Consider the following 20,177-nt stretch of genomic DNA (forward strand, 5'->3'; position numbering starts at 1 on the left):
CCACTCCATTTTACTGGAACGGCAAATATCGGAAGGTGACGTAAACCGTGTTGCCCGATGTTGTGGGGTAGACACTGTTGCCATTGCCATCATTGCCTCTGAAGGCAAACTTCCGGATATAAGTATATTGCAGGCCGCCCATCACGCTGCCGTAGCGGCCTTCCACAAAGTGCCACCAGCCCCCGGCGGTCAGGGACGCCAGCGTGCGGGTCTGGGCGTTACAGGTGCCGAATTCCACATCGCACCCGCCCAGATTGAGGTCATTCACCCCGTACCCGTACTGCGCGCCATCCGCCCCCATGTAGCGTTTACGCCCGGCTGTCTCGATCCCCCCGTAGGTGTAAAGCAGCACCGACGGGGTGGGGTGGCCGATAAGACCAAGTGAGCCCATCAGCTCCGGCACGGGGGACAAAGCGCCACGCGCATTGGGGGTGGTATCCGGGATCAGACTTGGCCCGTAACGGCCAATGCCTTCACCCGCTGTGACATTGCCCGCCATCTGGAGTTTTTTGGTGCCCAGAGGGACCGTCATGCCAGCCCCGACGCCACCACCAAATGTGGTGTGTTTGCGGGTGGTGGTCATGCCCGGCTCCACCGCGAGGGAGCGGAACCAGCGCGCCAGACCAAACACTTCATAATGCCCGATGGACGTATCCACAGCGCCTTTGAGGATAATGTCCGGGGCCGGGTTGTAGGTATATTGCGCGCTCGGGTTCAGCAGCACGCCGCCGCTGTTGGCGTAATACACCCGCGCGCCCACTTTCTCCCCATACGCTGCGGGCAGGGTGCCGCCGGAGGACAGTGCGGAGGAAAACGCAACCGTCGCCTGCGGGTCTTCCACAGACAGGCCCAGCCAGTATTTCTGGTGCCAGTCCTTGCCAATGCGGATCTGCGGGACGCGGGTAAAGGTAATACCGGGGATCTGGTTATTATCCGTTACCGCGGGCAACTGTTCCTGCCGGGGCAGGATGCCTTTGGCGTAGTTGGTGGCAAGGCTCCACGCCTGCCCCATCAGGATATGCAGGCCCCAGTCCTTCTGCGTGAAAGTAAAATAGCCCTGCCGCAGGCGGGGCGTATAACCGCTGATCTGCACACTGTTTGTGGTGCCCGCGGAGCCGCCAAAATCACTTTCCACATAGGCCTGCAACCGCACATCTTTGGAGGGGTTCGCCTCCATCAGCACAGACATACGGCTGAGCTGCGCGGACATGCGTTCTTCACTCAGCCCGTGGTTGGGGCTGTTGGCGTAAGGGAAGTTGTTCCAGGCCGTGGCGGGGCCACTGGTCATGTTGGAATCACGCCAGATGTTGGAAAATTCCACAAACCCGCCAAGTTTGACGGAAATGCCGCCAATACTGAAAATAGGCGGCAGGCTGTCCACATCTGTCTGGGTAATGGAGGACGGGCTGGAGGATGTGAGGTCAATGGACGATCTGGACGGCGTATGCTCCGGCTGCTGCGGCAACCATCGGAACCCCGCAAAACCGGAGCCACTGTTCAGTGCGGGCTGCCCGGCATTCCCCACCTGAACAGGCTCGCTCCCGCCAGAAAAATGGATCCCCGGATCAGCCGGGCCATCGGTCCGCAGGCCGGACGGCACGCCGGAGAAACCGCCCTGCGTGGTGGTTGCGGTGCGTACCCCGCTGTAAGAGGGCGTCCTGCTGGCAGTAGCCGTATGGCGCGCCCCGCCCACAGCCCGCGCCGAGGCAGCCTGATGCCCGTTTTTGAGCGCCTGCCGGTGTTCAATCGCTTCCACCTGTGCGGCCAGCCTGCGCATCTGCTCCTTGATGGCGGCCAGTTCCTGTGCGTCATCAGCCCGCGCGAGGGAGGGTTCGCTCAGAACACAGGTAAGAGCCGTTCCGAGCAGAAGCCTGAAATCCAGCTTTCTGGTGTCGGAAAAGCCCGGGAACACAGGCGGTTTCACGCTAGATCCTCTGAAAATTATCAAACTTTGTTATAGATAGGCCTGTTTTCTGTGCAACAGGTAGAAGTCTCAATGATCCACATCAATATTACATAGGGTTAATTATATCAAATTGCGCCCGAAAATAATTCAGAACACAGGATTTATAAAAATAAAGTATATGCCGTGAGATCTTAAAATAAACTTTATAGTTTTCTGGTGCGCTGAAACTGCTGGAAAGAGGAAATAACTGCGTTCTTCAGACGATATTCAGATTTATTTTTTAGAGCCTGACAGAGAATGATTGATAGGAAAACATCATAAACCGTCAAAAAAGAGTCATGCCTGCCAGCACCTATGCAGGACATTAAAAGAAAATTTCATAATGTGCGATGGCTTTAACGGATAATCCACCGCCTGCGTGCCGGGTTGCGCTGTTCCCACCCCCGGCGTTCCAGTTCCGGTGTGTCGGCCTGTTCCGCCGGATAGCCCACGCACAGATAGGCCAGAAACTGCCAGTCCGGCGGCATGCAGAGCGTGCGGCTGGCTTCATCCGGTTCCAGAATGGACACCCACCCCAGCCCGACGCCCTCCGCCGTTGCCGCCAGCCAGAAGGTATGGATGGCCATCACGGCGGACCACACGGTGGTTTCCGGCATAGTGCCGCGCCCCAGCCCGCGCCCCTGTGCGGGGTTGGTGTCACAGAAGACGGCAATCTGGTGCGGCGCATCATCCAGCCCCGCCAGTTTCAGGGTGGCGTAGCGCCGGGCATCTTCCCCGCTGTGGCCGGTCAGGGCGTCGGTATTGCAGCGGGCAAAGTTCTCCCGAATGGCCGCCCGGCGGCCCGGAGCCTCCACCCGCACAAAACGCCAGGGTTCGCTCAGCCCTACAGAGGGCGCAAGGCAGGCGGTTTCCAGAAGGCGCGTCAGCACGGCTTCGGGCACCGGGTTCGTGCGGAAATGGCGCACGTCCCGCCGCCAGGTAAAAAGCTGGTCCAGAGATGCACGGAAAGCGGGGGGAAAAAGCGGGCCTGTCATGCCGGGATCATGAAGAGAAGTGCCCCCACCAGCAAGACCCCGACCAGAATAAGGCAGGCGCGCCGATACAGCACCAGCCCCCGGTCCAGATCGGCTACGGTTGCGTCCGGCGTGCCGTCCCCCATCCACGCATCGTCCACCCGCACGCCTTTATACAGGCGCGGGCCAGCCAGCCGCAGCCGCAGCGCCCCGGCCATGGCGGCCTCGGGCCAGCCCGCATTGGGGGAGCGGTGGCGTGGAGCATCCCGCCGTACGGCCGCCCGCGCCGGCGCACGGCGTTCTGCCGGGGCGGCCAGAATCAGGCACAACGCGGCAAGGCGGGAGGCAGGCAGATTCACCACATCATCCAGCTTCGCCGCAGCCCAGCCAAAGGCGGCATGGCGCGGGGTCAGATGGCCAATCATGCTGTCCGCCGTATTGACAGCCTTGTAAAAGACCGCTCCCTGCAGGCCGAACAGCGCCGTCCAGAACAGGGGGGCCACCACACCATCGGAAAAATTTTCGGCCAGACTTTCCAGTGCGGCCCGCACAATCCCGGCTTCATCCAGTGCGACGGTGTCCCGCCCGACAATCTGCGCCACGGCCTGTCGCCCTCCGGCCAGACCACCCTGCCGCAGGCCGGTGCCCACGGCCCGCACATGCTCCCACAGGGATTTCTGCGCAACTAACGTACAGGCCGCCACCGCCTGCACGCCCAGCATGAGGGGCGCAGGCAGAACACGAGAGCCCAGATCCAGCACAGCTTCCGTCACCCAGAGCGGCACGCCTATAATCAGGATCAGCGCCAGAATGCCCATTATCCGGCGTTTCTGCTCAGAAAAATCCGGGCGGTTGAGGGCGGTGTCCAGCATGTCTATCAAGGCGCCGATCCACATTACCGGGTGCCCGATGGCAGGCAGTAGGGCAGGCGGATACCCGCAGGCCGCTTCCAGAACGGCGGCAAGGGCTGCTACGGGGAACGTGACGGAAAGAGGAAACACCATGCGGGCAGCAGACTCACTCAGCGGGCAGGCCGGAGCAGAACCGGCCAGAAACGTGCAGGCAAGCCAGCAGACTACCACGCCCGCCTCTTCCAGGTCGATGCCCGTGCCGCCGCCCGCAGCATCATGCGCATCCACGCCCGTCATGGTATCAGAGGATCTGCCTCTTCCTTCCCACGGCGGACAAATGCGGGCCGTTATGGCGCATTTTCCTCAGGCTCCCCGGCCGGCTTATGACCTTTCAACTGGCATCAGTCCCTACACCTATCCGTTGCGTCTGCCAGATGTATCCGTGCTGGCCCGTCTCCCGGAAGAAGATGAAGAAGCCGATCTACAGGCCGCTGCGGCCGCTGCATATGGTCTGGCTAGCCCTGCCATGGTCGTTGCGGGGGCGGGGAGCCAGAGCCTGATTGCCCTGTTGCCGCGCCTGCTGCCCGCGCAGCGCGTGTGTCTGCTGGGGCCAACCTATTCCGGGCACGCCCAGACCTGGCACATGCAGGGCGTGCCGGTGCAGGAGGTGACGGACCCGTCAGACCTCCTCCACGCGGCCCGTCACCCCGGCACCGTCTGTGTCGTCTGCAACCCCAATAACCCCGACGGACGTCTGCTTTCCGCGGACTGGCTGCACACACTGGCAGACCAGTGTGCCGCCCACGGAAACATCCTGATTGTTGATGAAGCCTTCGCGGATTTTGAGCAGGAGAGTGTCGCCCCCCTTCTGCCCCATCCGGCGCTGCTGGTGCTGCGGTCTTTTGGAAAAACCTACGGCCTGCCCGGTGTGCGTCTGGGGTTTTTGCTGGCCAGCCCGGAGCGCGCCGCGCTGGCCCGTGCGTTTCTGGGGTCGTGGCCGGTTGGCAGTCTTGGTCTGGCAGCAGGGCGGCAGGCTTTGCGAGACACCGCATGGCTGTACGCCGCCCGCGCACAGGCCTGCGCGGCGCATGGTCGTCTGACGCGACTTCTGGATGCCGCCGGTCTGTCCCACACCGGGCAGGCCAGCCTGTTTACGCTGGTGCTGTACCCCACGGCTCCGGCGCTCTGGCGGCATTTCTGCACCTACGGCCTCGTGACACGCATTTTTGCAGACCAGCCGGGCCGTCTGCGGATTGGCCTGCCCCCGTCCGAGGCTGCATGGTCCCGGCTGGAAAGCGCTGTGCAGGCATGGGCTGCCCGCCCTGTGGGTGATGCCGAATGACCCGCGTCTCTACCCCCCAGACCCTCCGCCTGATCTGCCTGACAACCAGCCTGCCGGACGCGGTGAAGCAGGGCTGTATTCCCGCGCGCGAGGCATGTGGTCTGGTGGCTCTTCCCACGAATACGGGCGGCTTTTCCCTGCCGCATCTGCGCAAACCCCCGCAGTTTAGTCAGATCATTCTGGCCGAAGACTGCGTCTGTCTCCCCGCTGACCCTCAGGCAGACCCACTGTCTGACCCGGACAGCGCATCTCCTTCAGTCCGCTCAGGCAATGCACCCTTCCTACCAGCCGGAGGAGCGTCCTCTTTGCAGACCGGGGAGGCACCGGACGACATACCGTTTATTTCTCCTGAGATCCCCATCACACATGAAACGCCCATCTCACACACCGCAGCCCTAAGGGATCGCGATTACGGCACATGGCACGGACAGGCTCTGAAAAGCCTTGCGCCTGAAGCCCTGCATGCTCTGCTGCATGACCCGGATTTCGCGCCGCCGGAGGGGGAAAGCCTGCGTCAGTTCCACGCGCGGGTCGGGACCGGGCTGACCACATTGCCGCAGGAAGAGGCCGCGCGCGGTACGATACTCGCCGCTGCCCGCCCTGCCGGTTCCGGGGCACAAACGCTGCTGATTATTGCGCGCCCTGCCGTTGTACGCGCTCTCGCCTGCGCAATTCTGGGAGGCGGGCCGGAGATGGCGGCAAAGCTGGATATCCCGCCCCAGACCACCAGCCTGTTCACCCGCCACGCCGGACACTGGCGCGTACGGGCACTGGGGGCAGGGCAGGATACCGGGCCTGACTCTCAGGGCTGATCTGCCGCACTGAGCAGGCCAGATTTCCAGATTTATTGTCTCTGCGCGGCTCTCATTTTCACCGCCTTCGTCACAAGCAGAGTACTGATTTGCGCCAGTGCAAATGTGAGCAAGACAGTCGGCCAGAAGGCGTCCCGGATCTGGAAATACCGCATACACGCCACATCCAGCGGGATAAAAATAAGGGCCGCCCCAATAAAAATGACGATTTTCTGTGTGGTGTCTGACAGTTCTGTCATCTGGCGTATTTCAAAATCTTCCATGGATCGAAAATGTGCGGACCAACTGGAACAGGCCGGGCTTGTCAGCCGCCATGTGCAGCAGATTATGCCGCCAAGCGTGGAATATCGGCTGACACCCGCAGGCCAGATTTTTATTGAACCGATAGAAATGCTCTACACATGGGCCATAGACCACACGGCAGATCTTGACGCTCTGGCCGCCCAGCAGGCCGCCGGGTCCACAGCCCAGACGGCGGACGCTGAAGAGGACCCGTAACGCTCTGCCTGAGCGGCAGCGTTATTTTTTACGGGTTTTCTGGCGGTAAACGGCGAGGACCAGCAGCAACTGCATCCCTGCCAGACCACCATCAAGCAGCCCTTTTTCAAAATCTGCGACCGGAAGATTTGAGACAGCCAGCATCAGTAACGGCGCGAAGGGAATGAGAAGCAGGGTCTGCAAGGACTTGTTTTCAACAGCTTTTGCTTTGCACCGTGTACGCATTTTCCAGATCCTTTTCCGGCAAACGACTCACTGACAAACCGTAATAAAAAAGCTGGCATATCCTCAGGCAGGGCGCAAGAGCCTTTGCTGCGTGGCCGCTCCGTGCGTCACAGCCCTGTCAGGCGTGAGGCAAACCTGTGCCCGTCCCGGTACACCGCAAAGCGGGGTGTTTCATGCAGCAGGTGGCTGGTCTTCAGCAGGGCATGCGCCGTTTCCCATTCCGCAGGCGTATGTTCCCGGCTGTCTATGCCCACCTGCCGCAGGCGGATATAGCCAAAAAACGCATCATCACTCATTTGCTGGCGCGGCAGCACGTCCGCCAGATAGGGCAGGGCGGTAATAGCGTTCCGCACAATGGGGGCCTCTGCTTCCGTGCCGTAGAGGAACAGATCATCTCCGGGGCGGAAACCGGCTTCATCCAGCATGCTGGCCAGCCGTTCCACCTGCTCCTTTTCAAACTGTTCCTGGGCCTGCATGGCGTTTCCAAAATCAAAGGACACCACATAAAAATACAGGAGCGGCACAACCGCCAGCCAGCGGAGTTTCTGGCCCACAGCCGTCTGTAGAAAAAACAGATTGGCCAGAATAACGCAGGCGGAAAAGGACATAAAAATCCGTGGCGCAATGACCGTATCCGCCAGAATCAGCACAATCCCCGGCACCAGCAGCACAAGGAGAAATGGCACGCTCACCAGTGCCAGCGCGTTCAGCTTTGCAACTCTGTCCGCCCGGCGCAGGGCTGGCAGCACACCAGACCACACAAACGCCGCCCCGAGCGCATAAAACAGGCCCAGAACAACGCCCGGCCCGCCGTGCAGAAGGGAGGCCAGCAGGGCGCGCGCCTGTTGCAGGTTGCTCCACAGCATTCCGGACAGCACATCATGCAGGCTCATGGTCCCGCTATGGGGGCCAGCGTAGGAGCCATGCACAAAATGGCGGATAATCACAAAGTGATACACACCATAGGTTACGCCCAGTGCGGCCATCCGCAGGCCCAGCGCCCGCCATGCCGCCTGATCCCGCCCCTCACAGGTGTCACACACAAACAGAAGCACGGCGAGGGCCAGAAATGTGTTCAGCGCTGGCTGATAAAAACACATGACCGCAAACAGAAAAGCCGCGCATGTGGCAAACAGCCGCCGACCAGACCAGCCCTCCGGCACCAGCGCCGCCAGAACCGCGCAGCTCTGGGCCATAAGCATCGGCAAGGCGTCGAATTTATAAGACAGATTTTCCAGAAAAAACGGCTGCACCGCCAGCGGCAGGGCGCACAGGCAGACGGAAAGATCATCCATCCTGCGCCCGCGCAACAGCCGCGCGGCCAGCAACGCCCCGCTGCATGAAAGGGCCAGCAGGCCCAGAATCTGCCCCAGCGGAGCAAGATCAAGAACATTGCGGCTGCGCAAACCCAGCGTGTTCATCAGGAATGTCGAGAAAATGCGCCCGCTGCGGCTCCATGTGTAGCCGTATAAAACGCGCGCGTTATCATCCATATACGGCACGTTGACCAGAAAAATGGGCAGAGCAAACAGGCAGCTTAACAGGAAAAGCAACCAGACATGTCTGGAATGTAGTTTAGGCCAGCTCTGGTCCATATCCGCCACACAGCTCCTTCTGGTCACTAGGGTGCTGGTGTCTGTTATCGCATCATCTGTTTTTCAGAAAGAGCAGGGAGGGAGAAATACCCCTCACCTGCGCGCCACGCAGCGGGAGAGGCTCAGCTCCGGCTGCGGCCCAGCAGCACCGGCGTTGCCAGCGCGCCAAAAATCAGCCCCATGCTGCCCCACAGCACCACCTGCATGCCAAGGGCGGCCTCGCGGAAACGCCACAGCACCACGGCAGGAAATCCGTCAGGTACCTCATTCACATCCGGCAGGCCAAACTGCACAAGGGCGGCCAGCCCCACAAAGACAGCGCCACCGCACAGCCAGCCGGTCCAGTTATCGCGCACCTGCGCCACTTTCTGGCCAATCAGGCAGGCAATGGCCGCCACACAGATGGAAAGCGCAATCATGACAAAATAGGTTTCCGTCCGCAGCGCCAGCGTGGCGGGGTTCCCCACGGCAGGCGGGTTGGGCGGGTATTTCAGGTCCGGCACCAGCACCACGGTCACAAACCCGGCGGCAGCCAGCAGAAGCGCCAGCACGCGGGGGGAGGAGAAAGAAAGCCGCCCGTAGGCAAAGGAAAACACCAGCGCAAACAGCCCACCAAACCCCGCGCCATAAAGCAGCGTGGCGGTGGCCAGACCATAACTGGCCTGCACGGACCGGCTGACCATTTCCGGCTCCGGCGCAGCCCCTTCCGCCGCGCTGCGCGCAGCCTCAAACGCAATGGCCAGCGCCACCTGTGGTTCCCCAAACAGGCGGGCAAACGCAAAGGCAAGTGCAGCCGCAAGGCACCCGGCAATCATGCCGCGTGCCAGCAAACGTCCAGCAATCATCAGAAAAAACCCTGCGGTTTAGTGGCAGGGAAAGCCCAGCAGATGGCGGCCATCATGCACAAATTCATGCACTTCATGCCCGGAAATCAGGGAAACAGCCCCCTGTTCCGCCCCCACAAAATACAGCATCAGCACGGACAGCAGCAGGCCAAACACGGCCCAGGGCAGCAAGGCGCCAACGGGAATGGCAACGGGGGCAGGTGCGGCAATACCCTGCGCGCGGGGGGAGGAAGGATGCATCATCAGACAGGCTCCGCTGGTAAAAACGCGTTCCGCGGTGAACAGAAAAACAAGGCTGGAGGTCTGACTTCCCGCTTGCAGCAAGCGGATTACAGTGGCGCGACCGTGCCGGATTTCCACCAGCTTCCCCAGATCAGCCTTTAGTCTGAACGGCCCCTGCGCCCCTGTCAATTTATTCAGCCTCCGTCTGACACCCCTCGTCTGGCACCCTCCGTCTGGCAACCGCCCGTCTGGCGTGCATCCACAGGGCTCTTGCCTGCACTGTCTTAATTGTTCTTGCGTGTTGCCCGGTTTTGCGCGCGGTGCGCCTCAGAGCACGGTTGTCAGAGCGGGCAGCACACAACATTCCGTAACAATTGCCGCGGCGCCCAGCACATCTCCCGTATAGCCTCCCAGCATCCGGCGGGCCGCGCCTCCCACCAGAAAGCAGGCCATCAGAGCAGCCCCCGTAGCTACAAGCCCGGACTGGAGCCACATCAGATTTTCACGGGAAAGCCAGCCGCCCATCGTTGCGGTGGGAGCGTAGAGCATTTCCCGCAGTATCCCGCCCATACACCCCGCAGCCAGAAGCAACCCCAGCCATAGAGGCCTGCGCGGCAGCGGACTGAGTGAGCGGGCCAGACCGTCGGGCCGGGCCGGGGGCAGGCAGGCGGCCAGAACCAGCAATGCCACGCGCGCCAGACAGCCGGACACAACCAGCGCCAGCACCGCCATAGTTGCAGGAAGCGCCGCAACAGCGGAGGCCCGCACCAGCAGGCTCAGGCTTAAGGCCAGCACGCCGTAACTGCCAGTCAGGCTATCGCGCATAATCTCCAGCCGACGCTCCCGCGTGGCCCCGCCGCAGCCGTCCGCCATGTCAGCCAGTCCGTCCTCATGCAGGCCGCCGGTCAGCACACACTGGAAGGCCAGCGCCAGCCCCGCCGCAGGCAGAGCCGCCATATGGCTCAGCCGCAGCAGCCAGAACAGCATCCCCACCAGCCCGCCAAGGCCCGCGCCGATCAGCGGCCAGCACCAGATAGAACGGCCCATAGGCCAGAGCGCCGTGCTGGCCCGCTGCGCGGGGGACAGCAGCCAGCTTACCGGCAGGCGCGTCAATAAACTCAGCCCACAGGCCACATCCAGCCGCACCCGGGCCACACAGGATTCAGCCGGGGCAGGCTTCATTCTGTACGGCCTGAAACCGCAGCCTGCGTAAAAGTCGCCATGCCATTATGGCACGCCACCGCCGCCCGCAGCAGCGGGACCGCCAATGCCGCGCCGGAGGCTTCCCCCAGCCGCAAACCAAGGTCCAGCAACGGCACCAGCCCCAGCTTTTCTGCGAGCCGCGCATGGCCTGCCTCGGCGGAACAATGGGAAAGGCGCGTATGGGCCAGTCCCCCCGTTGCAGCCAGCCGCGCCAACGGAGCCACCGCAGCCGTGCAGACAAATCCATCCAGCAGCACCGGAATGCCGGAATGCCGCGCCGCCAGCGTCGCCCCCAGCAAAGCCGCGAGTTCATACCCGCCGAGCCTGCGGGCTATTTCCAGCGGGTCATAGGCAGGTGTTACCGCGCCCAACCGCTTTGCGTGTTCGCTCTTCGCCGCAGAGGCCCCCTGTGTCGCCGCCACTTCTGCCTTATGGTGCGCCAGAGCGGCATCAATCACCCGCGCTTTATGCGCCACGCCGGGGGCATCCAGCCCGGTGCCGCGCCCGGCCCAGTCGGCCCCGGTGCCGCCAAACAGAGCCGCCGCCAGAGCCGCTGCCGCCGTGGTGTTGCCAATGCCCATTTCTCCCAGACACAGCAGGTCACATGGACGCAGCACGGCGTTATACCCTGTTTGCACCGCGTCCAGAAAGGCTTCTTCCGTCATGGCCGGGGCCGTGGTGAAATCCGCCGTGGCAGCCAGCCCGCGCACAGGCACAACCTGCAACGTCGCACCCGCCACACGGGCAAGCTGGTTGATGGCAGCCCCGCCTTGTTCAAAATTCTGCACCATCTGGGCCGTCACATCCTGCGGCCAGGGGGAAACGCCCTGCCGCACGACGCCATGATTGCCCGCAAAAATCAGAATCTGCACCCGGTCCAGCCGGGGCTGCGCCCGCCTCTGCCAGCCGCCCAGCCACTGTGTCAGCTCTTCCAGCCGCCCCAGACTGCCCGCCGGTTTGGTCAGTTCGGCCTCACGGGAGGCAATCTGCTGCTGAGCCACAGCATCCACCCCCGGCAGCGCGAGGCATGCAGCGCGCAGGGCGGCGAGGGACGCAAACGGAGGAGCAGGAGTGGGGGAGGAAGCTGGTGGCATGACCCTGAATTTATGCTGTTATAAACGCCATACTGACATGGCAGCAGGAAAGCGGATAGCGCATGAACACTCTCTCGCTCAAGGCAGACACTGCCCCTCCGTCGGGCCAGCAGCCCACAGCCTCGCCCGCTGCGGCGGTTATGCCGGAACAGGAGACAGCCCTGCTCCCCGCAGGCCTGCCTGGCACAACATTAGTTCTGGGCGGTGCGCGGTCTGGCAAGAGCCGCCATGCGGAAGCCCTGATTACAGCGTTGCCCGCCCCGTGGGTCTACCTTGCCACAGGCCGCGCGTTTGATACGGAAATGCAGGAGCGCATTGCCCACCACCGTGCCAGCCGGGCGGAGGGCTGGCAGACAGTAGAAGAGCCATTTGCCGTGGCCGATGTTCTGCGCGCCCACGCCACGCGCCCGGTCCTGCTGGATTGCCTGACCCTGTGGCTGACCAACCTGCTGCTGGAAGAGCGGCGTATTCCGGACGCTACACACGCGCTGCTCGCTGCACTGGCGGAGCGGCGTGCCCCCACTGTGCTGGTCGGGAATGAGGTCGGGCTGGGGATCGTGCCGGAACACAAACTCGCCCGGCAGTTCCGGGATGAAGCCGGTCTGCTTCATCAGCGGCTGGCCGCACAGGTCGGGAAAGTGCTGTTCATTGCGGCCGGATTACCGCTTGTCTTAAAAGAACCACCCCCGGCCTGACATAGCGGGTTCTCTGCTCAGAGCTGATCTACCGCCATCCGGCCAATTGCCGGGTCGTCTGTAAAAAACCCGTCCAGCCCCATATCCAGATACCGCCGGATATCGGCAATAGACCCGGCGACATTGCGGGCGGCGTCGCCCTCTCCATTGCGCAACTGGCGCGGCAGGAAATAGTTTTCCGGGCGGCAGGTATAAGCATGCACCAGCAGGCCCGCCGCATGGGCATCCTCCACCAGAGAGGACGGTTCAAGCCAGTTCCCCTGTGCATCACGCGGAATAAGGTCAGTCAGGGACGGGCCAATCACATCCGCATAGCGCCGCACGTCTTGCAGGCCAGCGGGGGTCATCAGGTCCGCGAATGTGGTTTTCTCGCCCAGGGCGGCCAGATCAGGCGGCACTTCCTTCCGCTCTCCCATCAGCAGCATCAGCCGCGCCTGCGGGTTGATGGTCCGCACATCTGCCCCGATGCGTTTCAGGTTGCCTGTTTCAAAGGACTGCACTTCCAGCGGAGCCGTGCGGGTATAGTTATGCGCGGCAATCGTCCGTAAAAACACCGCTTCCGGGTCAAACCCGAGGGCGTGGAAATGCGTGGAGTGTTTGATCTCGGGGATCAGCCCCAGAACACGCCCGCGCGCCGCGGCTTCCGCCGCAACGCAGTCAATCATTTCCTCAAAAGTCGGAATGTCAAAATGCCCGTCATAGCGGGTATTATGCACCCGCAGTCTGGCCAGCCGTTCTTTCGCCCGCAGGGTTTTCAGTTCGGCGAGGGTAAAGTCCGTCGTAAACCAGCCGGTTTCTGTTTTGCCATCAATGCTGAGGCTGCGTTTACGGCTGGCAAATTCCGGCCGCTGCGCCACGTCGGTCGTCTCGGCAATATTGGCTTCATGGCGGCAGATCATCACGCCGTCTTTGGTCATCACAAGGTCCGGCTCAATAAAGTCCGCCCCGTCCGCAATGGCTTTCACGTAGGAGGCCAGTGTGTGCTCCGGCCGCAGGGCCGAGGCACCCCGGTGGGCAAATAGCAGCGGACGCGGCGCGAGGGACGGTGCCGCCACGGCCCGCCGTACGCTCCCGCAGAGTGCGGCGGCACAGGAGGCCGCCAGAACAGAACGGCGTGAAAAACTCTGCATCAGAATGGCCTTAAACGTGAAAATTTCACGATAGATTGGTCTTGCTGCACTGTGATCATTCTATGAATATCGTGCAACAGTACCGCATGATTTATGACATTTCAGAGAAAATCCGGAGGAACTGACCCAGTCCGGAAGTAATTTTTGAGAAAATATTAAAAAACACATAACATTTCCACCGTATCGTCCTTCTGATGCTCAGAGAACGCACAAACTATAAAACGCATGGACAAATCTTAAGTGTTCCTGCACGGGTTTAATTCGTAAATTTTTTGTCACGAATTTTCCGTCTCTTTATTTTCGTCTCTTTCTCTGGGGAACAGTCTTTGTCCGAAACTGCCGTTCTCGTTTCTTCCGCCACAGAGGCTCCCCCGGTTGCCGGTCAGCCTCAGGCTGCGCCAGCTACCCCGCCGCAGGAGGCTGCCGCCGCCTGTGCCGCCGCACAACCCGCGGCCAAAACCCCGGATAAACCCGCCTATCTGCCCCCGCCCGCGCTCCCGGTGATGGAAGGGCCGCACGGCATCCGGTATGACTTCAATCTTGGCGCGCGCGTGCATGTGCCCGAGCGTAAGGACGGAACATGGCGCGTCATCCTGCGGGATCTGGATACAGGGAACATCCTCTTCCGGCATGAAGCCGCCGGGGCCACCATCACGTCCAGCAAACGCTATTATGTGCGCTTCGGGATTGAGGTCACGGATATTGGCGCAGACGGGGTGGAACGCCCGGCCTTTACCTGTGAGTATGATGCCCGCGGGCAGGACGTCATCATCCAGCTTCCCGTCGGCACGCTGGGGGATACGCTGGCATGGTTCCCGTATGTGGCGCGCTTTGCGGAAGCACACGGCGCAAAAGTGACCTGCCTGCTGTCCGGCGTTATTCTGCCGCTGCTGAAAGACGCGTACCCCAACCTCACGCTCATGACATCGGAAGACGCGGAGAAAGCTGGGATCACGGGCAAATCCTACGCTACGTACTGCATCGGTCTGTTTTTTGACGATAAAGAGTGCAACCAGCAGCCTACGGATTTCCGGTTTGTCGGCCTGCACCGCACGGCAGGCTATATTCTGGGCGTCTCCCCGCATGAGGAAGCCCCGCGCCTGCATCTGCCCGATGAGAGCCGCCCCATCCCCGAGCCCTATGTCTGCATTGCCGTGCAGGCCAGCACCCAGTGCAAATACTGGAACAACCCGACCGGCTGGCAGGATGTGATCGCCTTCCTGAAGAGCAAAGGCTACCGGGTTATCTGTATTGATCAGAAAACCGTGCACGGCACCGGCCTTGTCTGGAATCATATTCCGCATGGAGCGGAAGATGAAACAGGTAACCGCCCCCTTGCAGAGCGCGCCCGCTGGCTCAAACATGCGGACGCCTTTATCGGCCTGAGTTCCGGCCTCGCCTGGCTGGCCTGGGCCGCAGGCACAAAGGTGGTGATGATCTCCGGCTTCACGCACCCGACCAATGAGTTTGAAACACCCTATCGCGTCATCAACTGGCACACCTGCAATTCCTGCTGGAATGACTCCAGTGAGCGGTTTGACCACCATAATTTCCTGTGGTGCCCCCGGCATGAAAACACGCCACGTCAGTTTGAATGTACGCGCCTGATTACCAGTGAGCATGTGATCAACGTGCTGAAAAAGCTCCCTGCCTGACGGAGGGGCAGCAGGCGCTGCCCCCTTGCATCTGCCTGCTGATGGTGCTTTTTCCTCAGGACTGCTTCAAAAATTATCGCATTCAGGCGCAAAATTTTCTGCCGGATCTCCGCTGCGGAGTTTTGAAACAGCCTCTTAAAGTTATAAGATAACGCCAGAGCAGCACGTCTGTCGTTCCAGTCGGGGAGATACGCAATGTCACAGGATTTTATCAGCACGCAGCTTCTGGTGGCCGGGCAATGGCAGGACGCGGCAGATGGCCGCACCCTGCCGGTCTTCAACCCGGCCACGGGGGAAGAAATCGGTAAGATCGCCCACGCCTCCAAAGCGGATCTGGCACGGGTGGCGGACGGCGCCGCACAGGGCTTTGCCGCATGGCGCGCGCTCACAGCGTGGGACCGCTTTGTTATCATGCGCAAGGCCGCCAATCTGCTGCGTGAGCGTGCGGAGAGCATCGGCCGGATTATGAGCCGTGAGCAGGGCAAGCCGCTGGAGCAGGCCATTATCGAAATCAACGGGGCCGCTGGCGTCATCGAATATTTTGGTGAAGAAGGCCGCCGCCTGAATGATACGCTGATCCCGCCGCGGGTGCCGAATGTTGAGCAGCGCGTGCTGCACCGCCCCGTGGGCGTGGTCGCGGCCTTTACCCCGTGGAACTTCCCCATCAACCAGATTGCCCGCAAGCTGGGGGCCGCGCTGGCCGCTGGCTGCGCCGTGATTGTCAAAGCGCCGGAAGATACCCCCGCATCCCCTGCGGAACTGCTGCGGGCCTTTTGTGATGCTGGCGTCCCGGCAGGGGCTGTCTCGCTGGTCTACGGGGACCCGGCGGAAATTTCCGAATATCTGATTGCTCACCCCGTTGTGCGCAAAATCTCCTTCACCGGCTCCACGCCGGTTGGCAAACATCTGGCCGCACTGGCTGGCGCGCAGATGAAGCCCGTGACAATGGAACTCGGCGGCCACGCCCCCGTGATCGTCTGCGAGGACGCGGATCTGGACGCCGCTGCCCAGCGCCTGTGCGCCGCCAAGTTCCGTAACGCCGGGCAGGTGTGCATCGCCCCCACGCGCTTCCTGCTGCACAAGAGCATTGCGTCCAGCTTTGTCGATAAGTTCAAGGCGCAGATGAACGCCCTCAAGATCGGCTCCGGTCTGGATGAAGGCGTGACCATGGGCCCGGTCGTCAATGAACGCCGCCTGAAAGCCCTGAATGAACTGGTGGCCGATGCGCGGGAAAAAGGGGCAACTATCTGGCAGGCCGACGTGCCGCTGCCCAATGAAGGCTGCTTCTTTGCCCCGACCCTTGTGCTGAACCCCACGCTGGCCATGCGGATGATGCAGGAAGAACCGTTTGGCCCGATTGCTATTGTATCAGAATTCACCTCCCTGACGGACGCCGTGCAGGAAGCCAACCGCCTGCCGTATGGTCTGGCCGCCTATGCCTACACCCGGAACGAGCGCACGGAGCGCCTGCTGGGAGAACAGGTGGAAGCCGGGATGATCGCCATCAACCACCACGGTCTTGGCGTGCCGGAAGTGCCGTTTGGCGGCATCAAGGATTCCGGTTACGGCACAGAAGGCGGCCCGGAAGCCGTGCGGGCGCATACGCTGATCAAATTTGTTTCAGCGGAACATGAAAAAGCTGCCTTTTGAACAGATAAAAGTCTTAATGTATAAAACGGGGGGCGGGCACGTCTTTTAGTGCCCTCCCTCCGTATTCAGCACAATTCTGCTTTCTTTTTAGCACAAAAAAGACGTCTTATAATAAGATCCTCTTGGAAATAATATTTTTGATTTCTTCCAAAGTTTATGGGGTGGTTTTGTCGGTTTGAACGTCAGCACACGTACTGAGGTGCTTAAAGCCGTCAAAATAATCCGGAGAACATCATTAAATATCAGATGCTATGAGATTAAGAGCAGGCCTGTCACATGATTTACCATTTTTCCTATAATGAACGGAACCATTTTCCAGAAATTTATGAGAAAATATTATACTCCCGTCGTGTATTCTTTGAAAAAAACTCAGAATGGAACGATTTTTTTCATAAAACCCCGGAAGAAGACCGGTATGATCTGGAGTGCAACCCCCTCTACATCGTCGCGGTGGAAGACGGAGGGGATGCCGTAGCGTCCGTCCGTATTCTGCCCACAACGGGGCCGACCATGCTGCGGCAGGATTTCGCGCCCTTCTTCAAAGGCTGCCCGGATATTATCAGCCCTGATGTGTGGGAACTTTCATGGTTCTGCACCTCGGCGGATACGTCCTCGCCCACAGGGCGCAACCTGCTGCTGGATGTGTTGAAAACCGTGTGTGAGTATAGTCTCGCGAATGATATCCGGCAGATTATCGGCACCTATCCCCGCGCCAGAATGCGGCTGTACCGGCGCCTTGGGGCGGTGCCCTATGCCCTGTGCTCAGGGGAAATCAGCGGGCAGGAATTTTGTGTGGGCGTTCTGGATATTACCCTGCTAACCTTGCGGCATGTGACGGAAGTGCAGCAAAGGCCATTTTAACCACATCATCGTCTTTTCAGGGTGCGGGGTCTGAGGTCAGTCACAGGACGCCCGGCCCGGCCCAAAGTATGTTAGAGTCAGGGTCATGCCATTTAAATATAACCCGCCCACCCTTATTCTTCCCACCGCCCTGCAGGAGCTTGTCTCGGCCATCAGTACAGCCCATTCTCTGGAAGAACTGTCAGACGTCGTCAGGACTATTCCTGAAAAATGCAATATGTTTCATGTTGTCTATTATTTCGCCGGTTCGGGCGAACAGCTTCTGGACCCGCATAATTTTATCAGCACCACATACCCGCGCGCCTGGCAGGAACGCTATTACACACACGGCTATCTGCATGCGGACCCGGTCTTAAAGCGGAGCATGGAAAGCGGCCTGCCGTTTGAATGGCGGGAGCTTGAGGTAGAAAAAGGCACGCTGGCCGATACCATTTTGCAGGAAGCGCAGGACTTTACCCTCGGCCATTCCGCGCTGACCCTGCCTCTCGCCGGGGTGGACGGCTCACACGGTCTGTTCGTCATTACCAGCCTTGACCCCACAAAGTTTGACGGCATCGCCCGCATCAGCGCGGTGCGTGATTATCAGATGCTGGGCAACCATGTGCATGAGGCCTATTTGCGGATTACCGCCCACCAGTCCTCCAGTCAGGTCGATCTGTCTGATGAAGAAAAATCATGCCTGAAACTGGCGGCAGACGGGCTGCTGGGGGCGGAAATTTCCAAAAAACTCAAACTGCCGGAATCCGTTGTCCGGCTCTGCCTGCGCGTGGCCCGCTACAAGCTGGGCGCAGCCACAACGGATATCGCCATTTTGCACGCCACCCGCTCCGGGCTGATCTGACCTTAATCTTATCGGCCCTGACCCCGGCTCCGTATTTCGGGCAGGGCGTTTTGGTCAGTTCTGGGTCTGGTCGTCTTTTTTCAGCGTTCTGTACCGCTCCAGCGCAATAGCCCGCGCCTGCTTCAGGTCCACAATCGGGTGCGGGTAGGTCTTGCCGGGCACAAAGCGCAGGGAGCGGCTCAGGGCTGCATCCACTTTCCACGGGGTATGGATCAGTTTGTCCGGCAGGCCAGCCAGTTCCGGCACCCATGTGCGGATATAGGCGCCTGAAGGGTCAAATTTTTCAGACTGCCCCACCGGGTTAAAAATACGGAACCAGGGGGAGGCATCAATGCCTGTCCCGGCACACCATTGCCAGTTCATGGCATTCAGCGCCGGGTCTGCGTCCACCAGCCGCTCATAAAACCAGCGTTCGCCCTTGCGCCAGTCTGTCAGCAGATGTTTGGTCAGAAAGGACGCTACAACCATCCGCACCCGGTTATGCATGGTGCCGGTGGCCCGCAACTCCCGCATCCCGGCATCCACCAGCGGATAGCCCGTGCGCCCTTCCGTCCAGGCGGTAAAGGCTTCAGCGTCATTCTCCCAGGGCATCTGGTCGAATTCAGAGCGCAGGTTACGGGTGGGCATATCGGGTTCATAAAAAAGCTGCATCCAGCCAAAATCCCGCCAGCCCAGCTCAGACAGGAATTTTTCTGTATTCAGGTGGTCGCCGCTGCGGGCTTCCGCCTGCCGCGCGGCCTGCCAGATCTGCCGTGCGGAAATCAGCCCGGCGCGCAGATAAGGGGAGAGACCAGAAGTTCCCTCCCGGTCTGGCCGGTCCCGGTCTGTATCGTAATGCGCCAGCGTGTCGTCCAGAAAATCTTCCAGAATGGTGCGCGCCTGCTCTTCACTACAGGGCCAGTACTGCGCGGCCTGTGTGGCATCATCGGGCAGGGCAGGGGTCAGCAACGCACCCGGAGCAAGGTCTTTTTTAAACCCGCGCGGCACAGGAGCAAACCGGATCTCCTGCGGGGCGGGCAGGGGGCGTCCGGGTTCACCCAGTTCCCGCGCCGCCCGCCACCATGCCGTAAAAATCCGGTAAGGCTGCCCGGCCCCGGTCCGCACGGTCCAGGGTTCATGCAGCAACCGGGCGGAAAGGGAATGGACGGTCACGCCCCGCTCCGTCAGAGCCGCTTTCAGGGTGGTATCACGCTCTTTCCCCACGGGGTCATAACGCCGGTTCCAGAAAACATCTGAAACCCCGGCAGCTTTTGCCAGATCCAGCACAACCGGAAGTGTTTCCCCGTGCGGCGTCACAAGTGCGCCGCCCTGCTGGCTCAGGGCATCAGCCAGCGCCGCCGCGGCCTGCCCCAGCCACCAGCCAATCACCCCCTGAGGCATGCAGGCATCATCCTGCACAAAAGCGCACAGCACAGGCTGCCCGCTGGCACAGGCGGCATGCAGGGCCGGGTTGTCGCTCAGGCGAAAATCATCCCGAAACAGGACAAGAACAGGGGCGGCGGGTGTGGAGGCCATCATGGCCGGAGAGTGCCGTTATCCTCCCGCTTATGCAATGGCCTGCCGCCTCCGCGCAGGCGGGGCAGCCCTGATGCAACCGTTTCTGGCCTGCGCCGTTAAATGTCTCCACCGCACGGCAGAAAAAACCTGCTGGAAGCCCTGCCAAAAAGGCGGTACAGGCCAGACAGTGCCCCGGCACAGGCCCAATAAGCAACAAGAAACACGCAACAACCACAAGGACA

Annotated in this window: 19 protein-coding genes and 1 riboswitch; of the genes, 8 read left to right on the forward strand and 11 right to left on the reverse strand. The window is 60.9% G+C overall.

Annotated features, from left to right (window positions below; all coding sequences use genetic code 11):
• Positions 1-10: 10 nt before the first annotated feature.
• From KP699_RS07140 to cbiB, 3 genes are all read right to left on the reverse strand, one after another.
• Positions 11-1,924: a hypothetical protein gene (locus tag KP699_RS07140; protein ID WP_308164894.1), complete on the reverse strand. Its 1,914-nt coding sequence runs from the start codon at positions 1,922-1,924 to the stop codon at positions 11-13.
• A 377-nt stretch (positions 1,925-2,301) separates the two neighbouring features.
• Positions 2,302-2,940 carry a 5,6-dimethylbenzimidazole synthase gene (gene bluB, locus KP699_RS07145; RefSeq protein ID WP_215762105.1) on the reverse strand — a complete coding sequence of 213 codons (639 nt, stop codon included), beginning with the start codon at positions 2,938-2,940 and terminating at the stop codon, positions 2,302-2,304.
• Positions 2,937-3,923: an adenosylcobinamide-phosphate synthase CbiB gene (cbiB, locus tag KP699_RS07150; RefSeq protein ID WP_215762138.1), complete on the reverse strand. Its 987-nt coding sequence runs from the start codon at positions 3,921-3,923 to the stop codon at positions 2,937-2,939. The genes bluB and cbiB overlap by 4 nt, the downstream gene beginning before the upstream one ends.
• Positions 3,924-4,065: 142 nt before the next feature.
• On the opposite strand from cbiB, the gene cobD reads away from it, so the two are divergent.
• The 3 genes from cobD (at position 4,066) to KP699_RS07165 (ending at position 6,422) form a co-directional block, all read left to right on the forward strand.
• Positions 4,066-5,112 carry a threonine-phosphate decarboxylase CobD gene (gene cobD / locus KP699_RS07155; protein ID WP_215762106.1) on the forward strand — a complete coding sequence of 349 codons (1,047 nt, stop codon included), beginning with the start codon at positions 4,066-4,068 and terminating at the stop codon, positions 5,110-5,112.
• Positions 5,109-5,924 (forward strand): histidine phosphatase family protein, encoded by an 816-nt coding sequence (locus KP699_RS07160; protein WP_215762107.1) that lies wholly within the window; start codon positions 5,109-5,111, stop codon positions 5,922-5,924. The genes cobD and KP699_RS07160 overlap by 4 nt, the downstream gene beginning before the upstream one ends.
• A gap of 201 nt (positions 5,925-6,125) precedes the next feature.
• Positions 6,126-6,422 carry a helix-turn-helix domain-containing protein gene (locus tag KP699_RS07165; protein ID WP_215762108.1) on the forward strand — a complete coding sequence of 99 codons (297 nt, stop codon included), beginning with the start codon at positions 6,126-6,128 and terminating at the stop codon, positions 6,420-6,422.
• 21 nt (positions 6,423-6,443) lie between these two features.
• Here KP699_RS07165 and KP699_RS07170 read toward each other — a convergent pair whose 3' ends face one another.
• From KP699_RS07170 to cobT, 6 genes are all read right to left on the reverse strand, one after another.
• Positions 6,444-6,647, reverse strand: coding sequence for a hypothetical protein (locus tag KP699_RS07170; protein ID WP_212375005.1), 204 nt, complete (start codon positions 6,645-6,647; stop codon positions 6,444-6,446).
• Between the two features lie 107 nt (positions 6,648-6,754).
• Positions 6,755-8,242, reverse strand: a complete 1,488-nt coding sequence (locus tag KP699_RS07175; RefSeq protein ID WP_215762109.1) for a glucosyltransferase domain-containing protein — start codon at positions 8,240-8,242, stop codon at positions 6,755-6,757.
• A gap of 122 nt (positions 8,243-8,364) precedes the next feature.
• Positions 8,365-9,084 carry a CbtA family protein gene (locus tag KP699_RS07180; RefSeq protein WP_212359770.1) on the reverse strand — a complete coding sequence of 240 codons (720 nt, stop codon included), beginning with the start codon at positions 9,082-9,084 and terminating at the stop codon, positions 8,365-8,367.
• A 21-nt stretch (positions 9,085-9,105) separates the two neighbouring features.
• Complete coding sequence (locus KP699_RS07185) at positions 9,106-9,330, reverse strand: CbtB-domain containing protein (protein ID WP_086656431.1); 225 nt, start codon at positions 9,328-9,330, stop codon at positions 9,106-9,108.
• 36 nt (positions 9,331-9,366) lie between these two features.
• A riboswitch (cobalamin riboswitch) is annotated at positions 9,367-9,502 on the reverse strand.
• Positions 9,503-9,636: 134 nt separating this feature from the next.
• The gene (locus tag KP699_RS07190) at positions 9,637-10,491 is read right to left on the reverse strand and encodes an adenosylcobinamide-GDP ribazoletransferase (RefSeq protein ID WP_215762110.1); all 855 of its coding nucleotides are present in this window, start codon (positions 10,489-10,491) and stop codon (positions 9,637-9,639) included.
• Complete coding sequence (gene cobT, locus KP699_RS07195; protein ID WP_215762111.1) at positions 10,488-11,606, reverse strand: nicotinate-nucleotide--dimethylbenzimidazole phosphoribosyltransferase; 1,119 nt, start codon at positions 11,604-11,606, stop codon at positions 10,488-10,490. The genes KP699_RS07190 and cobT overlap by 4 nt, the downstream gene beginning before the upstream one ends.
• 140 nt (positions 11,607-11,746) lie before the next feature.
• On the opposite strand from cobT, the gene cobU reads away from it, so the two are divergent.
• Positions 11,747-12,301 (forward strand): bifunctional adenosylcobinamide kinase/adenosylcobinamide-phosphate guanylyltransferase, encoded by a 555-nt coding sequence (gene cobU / locus KP699_RS07200; RefSeq protein WP_215762139.1) that lies wholly within the window; start codon positions 11,747-11,749, stop codon positions 12,299-12,301.
• A 17-nt stretch (positions 12,302-12,318) separates the two neighbouring features.
• On the opposite strand, the gene KP699_RS07205 is transcribed toward cobU, so the two are convergent.
• Entirely contained in the window at positions 12,319-13,431 is a 1,113-nt protein-coding gene (locus KP699_RS07205; RefSeq protein WP_215762112.1) for a glycerophosphodiester phosphodiesterase family protein, read from the reverse strand.
• Positions 13,432-13,910: 479 nt separating this feature from the next.
• Here KP699_RS07205 and KP699_RS07210 point away from each other — a divergent pair, with 479 nt between their 5' ends.
• The 4 genes from KP699_RS07210 (at position 13,911) to KP699_RS07225 (ending at position 18,438) form a co-directional block, all read left to right on the forward strand.
• A complete protein-coding gene (locus tag KP699_RS07210) occupies positions 13,911-15,086 on the forward strand; it encodes an autotransporter strand-loop-strand O-heptosyltransferase (RefSeq protein WP_374196904.1) in 1,176 nt (391 codons plus the stop codon).
• Positions 15,087-15,281: 195 nt separating this feature from the next.
• A complete protein-coding gene (locus KP699_RS07215) occupies positions 15,282-16,736 on the forward strand; it encodes an NAD-dependent succinate-semialdehyde dehydrogenase (protein ID WP_077931052.1) in 1,455 nt (484 codons plus the stop codon).
• Between the two features lie 276 nt (positions 16,737-17,012).
• A complete protein-coding gene (locus tag KP699_RS07220; RefSeq protein ID WP_086654805.1) occupies positions 17,013-17,597 on the forward strand; it encodes an acyl-homoserine-lactone synthase in 585 nt (194 codons plus the stop codon).
• A gap of 85 nt (positions 17,598-17,682) precedes the next feature.
• Positions 17,683-18,438 carry an autoinducer binding domain-containing protein gene (locus KP699_RS07225; RefSeq protein ID WP_077931054.1) on the forward strand — a complete coding sequence of 252 codons (756 nt, stop codon included), beginning with the start codon at positions 17,683-17,685 and terminating at the stop codon, positions 18,436-18,438.
• A gap of 54 nt (positions 18,439-18,492) precedes the next feature.
• Here KP699_RS07225 and KP699_RS07230 read toward each other — a convergent pair whose 3' ends face one another.
• Complete coding sequence (locus KP699_RS07230; RefSeq protein ID WP_215762113.1) at positions 18,493-19,956, reverse strand: deoxyribodipyrimidine photo-lyase; 1,464 nt, start codon at positions 19,954-19,956, stop codon at positions 18,493-18,495.
• Positions 19,957-20,177: the final 221 nt, after the last annotated feature.

The organism is Acetobacter sp. P1H12_c, assembly GCF_018811975.1.
GTDB lineage: Bacteria > Pseudomonadota > Alphaproteobacteria > Acetobacterales > Acetobacteraceae > Acetobacter > Acetobacter persici.

Coding starts and splice junctions, on each gene's coding strand:
- bluB (WP_215762105.1), bottom strand. CDS start 2,940: ATGACAGGCCCGCTTTTTCCCCCCGCTTTCCGTGCATCTCTGGACCAG.
- cbiB (WP_215762138.1), bottom strand. CDS start 3,923: ATGGTGTTTCCTCTTTCCGTCACGTTCCCCGTAGCAGCCCTTGCCGCC.
- cobD (WP_215762106.1), top strand. CDS start 4,066: ATGGTATCAGAGGATCTGCCTCTTCCTTCCCACGGCGGACAAATGCGG.
- KP699_RS07160 (WP_215762107.1), top strand. CDS start 5,109: ATGACCCGCGTCTCTACCCCCCAGACCCTCCGCCTGATCTGCCTGACA.
- KP699_RS07165 (WP_215762108.1), top strand. CDS start 6,126: ATGACGATTTTCTGTGTGGTGTCTGACAGTTCTGTCATCTGGCGTATT.
- KP699_RS07170 (WP_212375005.1), bottom strand. CDS start 6,647: ATGCGTACACGGTGCAAAGCAAAAGCTGTTGAAAACAAGTCCTTGCAG.
- KP699_RS07175 (WP_215762109.1), bottom strand. CDS start 8,242: ATGGACCAGAGCTGGCCTAAACTACATTCCAGACATGTCTGGTTGCTT.
- KP699_RS07185 (WP_086656431.1), bottom strand. CDS start 9,330: ATGATGCATCCTTCCTCCCCCCGCGCGCAGGGTATTGCCGCACCTGCC.
- KP699_RS07190 (WP_215762110.1), bottom strand. CDS start 10,491: ATGAAGCCTGCCCCGGCTGAATCCTGTGTGGCCCGGGTGCGGCTGGAT.
- cobT (WP_215762111.1), bottom strand. CDS start 11,606: ATGCCACCAGCTTCCTCCCCCACTCCTGCTCCTCCGTTTGCGTCCCTC.
- cobU (WP_215762139.1), top strand. CDS start 11,747: ATGCCGGAACAGGAGACAGCCCTGCTCCCCGCAGGCCTGCCTGGCACA.
- KP699_RS07205 (WP_215762112.1), bottom strand. CDS start 13,431: ATGCAGAGTTTTTCACGCCGTTCTGTTCTGGCGGCCTCCTGTGCCGCC.
- KP699_RS07215 (WP_077931052.1), top strand. CDS start 15,282: ATGTCACAGGATTTTATCAGCACGCAGCTTCTGGTGGCCGGGCAATGG.
- KP699_RS07220 (WP_086654805.1), top strand. CDS start 17,013: ATGATTTACCATTTTTCCTATAATGAACGGAACCATTTTCCAGAAATT.
- KP699_RS07225 (WP_077931054.1), top strand. CDS start 17,683: ATGCCATTTAAATATAACCCGCCCACCCTTATTCTTCCCACCGCCCTG.
- KP699_RS07230 (WP_215762113.1), bottom strand. CDS start 19,956: ATGATGGCCTCCACACCCGCCGCCCCTGTTCTTGTCCTGTTTCGGGAT.